Source organism: Mycobacterium sp. (assembly GCF_049802695.1).
Taxonomy (GTDB): Bacteria; Actinomycetota; Actinomycetes; order Mycobacteriales; family Mycobacteriaceae; genus Mycobacterium.
Genome location: NZ_JBARMY010000299.1, coordinates 1 through 3,186, shown reverse-complemented (window position 1 = coordinate 3,186; position 3,186 = coordinate 1). Strand labels below are relative to the sequence as shown.

Genomic DNA, 3,186 nt, shown 5'->3' with positions numbered 1-3,186 from the left:
ATGTTCGAGTTGTTCGGCGATCCGCGGTTCGGCCCGCATCGAGGCGAGCAGCGGTATGCCCGCGGTCGCCGCAACTTCCGCTGCGCGGAGGCCGCCCGGTGACGGTCCGCGCACCACCAGCCCGATGTTCGGGTTGACCACGGACAAAACCGGCGCGATGGTCGCCGTTGCCGCGCACGCCCGCACGTCACACGGGCTGACCAGGACGACCAGATCCGCCGTTTCCAATGCGGTCTGGGCGGCGTCGGTCAACCGTCGGGGCACGTCGCAGATCACCGTCGCGCCGCCGCGACGGCCGGCATCGATGACGGCATCCACCGGCCGGGACTCGAGCTCGACTGCGCATCGGGTGCCGGACAGAACACTGACACCGCGGCGCCGTGGAAGAGCCTCCTGCACCGCCGGCCAATTCAGCCGGCCACTTTGCAATGCCAGGTCAGGCCAGCGCAGGCCGGGTGCGCTCTCCCCACCCAGCAGCAGATCGATGCCACCGCCCCACGGGTCGAGGTCGACCAGCAAGGCATCCTTCGTCATCTGCGCCAAGGCGGCTGCGAACATTGATGCGCCCGCACCGCCCCGCCCGCCGACCACGGCGATCACCTCGCCGCGCCGCCGGCCGTCCGCGTCCTCTCCGGCGTCGGCTAGCTCACGGACCAGTTCGCGTTCCTGGGCGGGCAGCGTGAGCACCTGTTGTGCTCCGATCGCGATCGCCGCCGCCCAGGTGGCGGGCGCCGGTGCTGCCGCGCTGACTAGAACGACATGCGAGCGCCGTGGCAGGGCTGCTTCACTGCATCGGCTCGCCGCCGTCTCGTCCAACACCACCGCTGCCGCGGCGGACCATGTCTGCCTGCTGACCGGTGCCGGCGATGATGACCCGGACAACGACCCGACCGCTGCATGCACCACCCGGGCGCCGACGGCCGCGGTGACGCGGTCAACCTCCTCGCGCAACGAGGAGTCGGCCACGACCGCCAGCACACCGGGGATTCCTGCGGTGTCAGTGCCGCGAGGGGATGCCACCGGCTCACCATGGCTTACCGCGAACGTCCGTCGCCAGGCCGCAACTGACGATTTGTGGATAACCCGAGGGCTGTGCATAAATGGCGCAGCGAACTCGGTTCGAATGCCGGATATGAAATATTGCCGTGCGATATCGCGTAGTGCACGCGCCACATGGCGACAGAATCGAAACTGAGAATAACCCCAGAAAAGGGACGACCCCCGCCAGGGGGGGAGGAGGCGAGGGTCGTCGTGTATCAGCCCCGGGGGGTCGGGCTGATACACCCTCGGCACAGGGCCGAGTACTGCTTACTATACACACGACAGTGCTTGTCAGCGCAAGAGTCTGCCGGCAACGGAACGCCGAACAACCGAGTGATTCTCGCTCGGCGAATGCATTGCGACGGCTCCGGCTTCAACCACCGTCACCGCCGGTTGGAGCACCGCAGCCCCACATCCGCAGGCGATCACCCTATGCTGAATCGGTGACCGTCTCCGACTCGGCCGGCCCGCAGGAAACGCCACCGAACAAGCAGACACCGACTGGTCCGGCCGCCCGCACCGCCGCCTTTTTTGATCTCGACAAGACGGTCATCGCGAAGTCCAGCACGCTGGCCTTCAGCAAACCGTTCTTCGATCAGGGTCTGCTGAACCGCCGCTCGGTGCTGAAGTCGAGCTACGCGCAATTCCTGTTCACGCTCTCGGGTGCCGATCACGACCAGATGGACCGAATGCGCGTCCATCTGACCCACATGTGCAGCGGCTGGGATGTCGAGCAGGTCAAGTCGATCGTCAACGAGACGCTGCACGACATCGTCACCCCGCTGGTTTTCGCAGAGGCCGCCAACCTGATTGCGGGCCACAAGTTGTGCGGGCGCGATGTCGTAGTGGTCTCAGCCTCCGGTGAAGAGATTGTCGCGCCGATTGCCCGCGCGCTCGGCGCCACCCATGCGATGGCGACCCGGATGGTCGTCGAAGGCGGTAAGTACACCGGCGAGGTGGCGTTTTACTGCTACGGCGAGGGGAAAGTGCAAGCGATCCGGGAGCTGGCCGCCCGCGAGGGCTATCCCCTCGAACACTGCTACGCCTACTCCGACTCGATCACCGACCTGCCCATGCTGCAGACCGTCGGCCACCCCACGGTGGTCAATCCCGATCGCGCGCTGCGCAGGGAAGCCAGCGCTCGGGACTGGCCGATCCTGACGTTCTCCCGCCCGGTGTCGCTGCGGGACCGGATTCCCGCGCCGTCGAGTGCCGCTGTCGCCACGACGGCCGCGGTCGGTGTCAGCGCGCTGGCCGCCGGAGCGCTCACCTATTCGCTGCTGCGCCGCTTCGCATTCTGACGCGTCCGCCAGCAAACTTCAGATCGGAATAAAGCCAGGCTGTGGCGGAATTGGGCCTTGATGTGACAAAGGCCACGGAGTACAAAGGAGACACGGAAGCTCGGTGAAGCCAAGATCGGACCGGAGGAGAAGGTTCGGTTTCCTGACCCGGGCAACCCAGCACGGTACCCGGCACCCACGCGGAGTCACAGCCGCTATAAAGGCAGAAGTGTTGCGGGCCTGCGAAATTGCGAAGAGCGGACGGTCTCGACGGCCCTTTGGGTGGGGTTGCGGCCGAGCGCAGCGCAAGAGCGCCGAGGCCACCCACGCAGCCACGAGTTGCACGCTTGGTAACCGGGTTCCGTGCTAGCGGGCGGCGGGCCGAACTTGTTCGGATCGTCGCCCGCTTTGCATGTTGCCGGCCATCCGCTTGCCGCCATGCTGGCTAATACCCTCGACTCAGCGGTTGGACATCGTCTCGGCGATGGACAGCGCCTCTTGTGCGCCGGCCTGCATGGCACGGCAACACAACGTCAACCAGCCCCGTACTGCGTCCGGTGTGCCGGCGCCGAAGCCTTGGGCGGCGTTCCGGTATTCCGCGGCACGCCGCATCCAGTACACCTCGGGCACCCCCAGGCCGTGTGGATCTAGGCCGCTGGCGATTGTCACCAATCGGCCCACTGCCCGGGCCACCACGCCGTCGGCGCTGCCGAACGGCGCAAGCGCCAGCAGCTCGCCGTGCGCCACGGCCGACACCACCGGAGCCGGGGCGCCCGTGCCACCGGTTACCAGTTCGGCAAGCAGCTCGAGGCGGGGCCCCACCTGCGGGTCGACGCGTGGCCGGCCCAACCGCTCGTCGCCGACT

2 protein-coding genes and 1 pseudogene are annotated in these 3,186 nt (G+C 67.2%); 1 reads left to right on the top strand and 2 read right to left on the bottom strand.

Annotation, left to right across the window (positions count from 1 at the left end):
• Positions 1-978 (bottom strand): septum site-determining protein Ssd (gene ssd / locus WA317_RS12195; RefSeq protein ID WP_425173274.1); only part of this gene is annotated, 978 nt, incomplete at its 3' end.
• 506 nt (positions 979-1,484) lie between these two features.
• Here ssd and WA317_RS12190 point away from each other — a divergent pair.
• Positions 1,485-2,342 carry an HAD-IB family hydrolase gene (locus WA317_RS12190; RefSeq protein ID WP_425173273.1) on the top strand — a complete coding sequence of 286 codons (858 nt, stop codon included), beginning with the start codon at positions 1,485-1,487 and terminating at the stop codon, positions 2,340-2,342.
• A gap of 438 nt (positions 2,343-2,780) precedes the next feature.
• On the opposite strand, the pseudogene WA317_RS12185 reads toward WA317_RS12190, so the two are convergent.
• Positions 2,781-3,186 (bottom strand): annotated as a pseudogene (locus WA317_RS12185) (oxidoreductase); the annotation flags it as partial.